At 67.0% G+C, this 2,843-nt stretch carries 4 protein-coding genes; 2 read left to right on the top strand and 2 right to left on the bottom strand.

Annotated features, from left to right (window positions below; genetic code table 11):
- A complete protein-coding gene (locus ABDW21_RS13185) occupies positions 1-633 on the bottom strand; it encodes a PaaI family thioesterase (RefSeq protein ID WP_343599256.1) in 633 nt (210 codons plus the stop codon).
- Positions 634-730: 97 nt separating this feature from the next.
- Positions 731-1,663 carry a hydrogen peroxide-inducible genes activator gene (locus ABDW21_RS13180; RefSeq protein WP_343599258.1) on the bottom strand — a complete coding sequence of 311 codons (933 nt, stop codon included), beginning with the start codon at positions 1,661-1,663 and terminating at the stop codon, positions 731-733.
- 108 nt (positions 1,664-1,771) lie between these two features.
- Between ABDW21_RS13180 and ABDW21_RS13175 the strand changes: the two genes are divergently transcribed.
- Positions 1,772-2,359, top strand: coding sequence for a peroxiredoxin (locus ABDW21_RS13175; RefSeq protein ID WP_343599260.1), 588 nt, complete (start codon positions 1,772-1,774; stop codon positions 2,357-2,359).
- Positions 2,359-2,843, top strand: a 485-nt coding sequence (locus tag ABDW21_RS13170; protein ID WP_343710541.1) for an alkyl hydroperoxide reductase, incomplete at its 3' end; no start/stop codon positions are given. The genes ABDW21_RS13175 and ABDW21_RS13170, both read left to right, overlap by 1 nt.

The following is a 2,843-nucleotide window of genomic DNA, read 5'->3' as shown; positions in this document are numbered from 1 at the left end:
CTAGTCGGACCGGCCCCGCGCCCACCGTGGCACGATGAACACTCCCTCGGCCTCGACGGTGACACCCTCGTCATCGGCGAGATGACCCGTCGCGAACGCCTTGACCCCGTCGACGCGCGTGATCGCCGCTTCGGCGTGCAGCCGGCCCAGCCGGGTGGCCCGCAGATAACGCAGGCTGATGGTTCCGGTGAACCGCGGGTTGACGCCGTCGCTGGCCGCTTCGCCCAGGAGATGGTCGAGCACCAGCGCGGCAACTCCGCCGTGCACGTGACCGGGCGGCCCCTCGTAGGCGGCGCCCAGCGAGAAGTCGCACCATGCTCTGCCGGAGTCGTCGTGTTCGATCACCAGTGGCGGCGCGATGGGGTTACGCAGGCCGATGACGGCGTTTCCCCATGCCATTCGCTCGCCGCTGGCGAGGTAGCGCACTCCGAATGCCGTGTCCAGCTGTGCGCTGCGCAACCGCGCCGTAGCCGAATCGATCTCCGCCTTGGCCGCTGCGACCGCGTCGGCGCCCACTTCGGTGCGGATGGTGGCGTCGACCAACTCGCGAACCGAGCGGGTCAACGGCTCGTAGATCCCCCGCAGCCGGCGATAATCCTCGGCGCTGAGGTTGTCCGGCGTGAAGTCCAGCATGACTGCAACTAGAACACGTTTCTTTTCAGCCGCGGCGGTGGGGTCGCTCGGGTCATCGGGTGCCGACCCGCTACGCGCGGCGCCGCCGCGCTGGCGATCAGCGCGTGGTTCGTTGCTGACCCGCAGCGACCAGCTCGCCGATCAGACCCGCCAGCTGCCGGTACGGCGTTGCCCGCCCGCTTGACGACCGAAACACCAGCCCGATCCGCCGGCCGGGACGCGGCGCGGTGAAGTATGCCAGGCCGAGCCGGCTGCGTGCGGCCTCCACCGGTACAGCGCTCTGCGGGATCAGGGTCACGCCCAGTCCGCCGGCCACGCACTGCACCGCCGTCGCCAGTGAAGCGGCCCGGGTGTTGACCAGGTCGGCGCGCACGCCCGCGCTGCGGCAGACGTCGAGTGCCTGATCGCGCAGGCAGTGGCCCTCGTCGAGCAAGAGCAGGGGCAGATCTGCCAGCGCCGTCGGCGGAACCCGCCGCTTGCCCGACAGCGGATGTCCAAAAGGCAGCGCGAGCACGAAATCCTCGTTGTAGATTGGAATTTCGGTTATCCCGTTGGCTTCGGCCGGCAACGCGATCAGAGCTGCATCCAGGGATCCTTCCCGCAGGGCCGTCAGCAGTCGTCCGGTCTGGTCCTCGATCACCCGCAGCGTCAGCGCGGGCAGCCGATCGGCCAGCCCCGCGAGCACCGTCGGCAGCACGTACGGCGCGACCGTCGGGATGAGCCCGAGCCGCAGGGTGCCCTGCAGCGGATCGGCCGCCCCCAGAGCTGCCGCGCTGAACGCGTCCACCGCCTCGACCACCGCCTGCGCGCGCGGGAGCAGCTCATTGCCCTCGGTTGTCAACAGGACACGCCGGGTCGACCGCTCGACCAGACGGACTCCCAGACCGGTCTCCAGCGCCGAGAGCGCCTGCGACAGCGACGATTGGCTGACACCGAGAACCTCTGCGGCGCTGCTGAAGTGGTGCTTTTCCGCTACGGCGACGAACGCTCGGAGGCCCGCAACGGTCGGCTGATAACTCTTATCGGACATACCTATCAATATAGTGGTAAGCATCACCTTTAATTCAGAATGAAGTCCCGGCAGCATGGGGTGAGACCGCAGTTTTCTGCTGAATCCGATTGTGATCGAAGGAGCGACATGGCACTGCTGACCATCGGCGACCAGTTCCCGGCATACCGCTTGACCGCGCTGATCGGCGGCGACCTCTCCGAGGTCGACGCCCAGCAGCCGGAGGACTACTTCACCACCATCTCCAGCGACGACCACCCGGGCAGCTGGCGGGTGGTGTTCTTCTGGCCGAAGGACTTCACCTTCGTGTGCCCCACTGAGATCGCCGCATTCGGCAAGCACAACGACGAGTTCGAAGACCGCGACGCCAAGGTCCTGGGTGTCTCGGTGGACAGCGAATTCGCACACTTCCAGTGGCGCGCCCGCCACGATGACCTCAAGACGTTGCCGTTCCCCATGCTCTCGGACATCAAGCGTGAACTCGTCGAGGCCACCGGCGTGCTGAACGCCGACGGTGTCGCCGACCGGGTGACCTTCATCGTCGACCCCGACAACGAGATCCAATTCGTCTCGGCGACGGCGGGTTCGGTCGGCCGCAACGTCGACGAGGTGCTGCGGGTGCTCGATGCCCTGCAGTCCGACGAGCTGTGCGCCTGCAACTGGCGCAGGGGCGACCCGACCATCGACGCCGGCGAGATGCTGAAGGAGTCGGCCTGATGAGCGTCGAGAACCTGCAGGACGCCCTGCCCGAGTTCGCCAAGGACCTCAAGCTCAACCTCGGGTCGATCACCCGCACGACGGTGCTGGGCGAGGAGCAGCTCTGGGGGACGTTGTTGGCCAGTGCCGCGGCGACACGAAACACGGACGTGCTGCGCGAGATTGGCACTGAAGCAACCGATCACCTGTCCGCCGATGCGTATCGGGCCGCGCTGGGCGCAGCGTCGATCATGGCTATGAACAACGTGTTCTATCGCTGCCGAGACTTCCTCGACGGCAGCTACGACGACCTTCGCCCCGGGTTGCGGATGAACATCATCGGCAATCCGGGCGTGGACAGAACGCATTTCGAGCTGTGGTCGTTCGCGGTGTCGTCGATCAACGGGTGTTCGCACTGTGTGGCGGCGCACGAGCACACCCTGCGCGAGGCCGGTGTCGGCCGGGAAGCGATCTTCGAGGCACTGAAAACCGCGGCCGTCGTCGC

This window comes from Mycobacterium sp., from assembly GCF_039583805.1.
Classification (GTDB): domain Bacteria; phylum Actinomycetota; class Actinomycetes; order Mycobacteriales; family Mycobacteriaceae; genus Mycobacterium.
The sequence above is the reverse complement of the archived record's forward strand: the minus strand, read 5'-3'. Positions and strand labels throughout refer to the sequence as shown.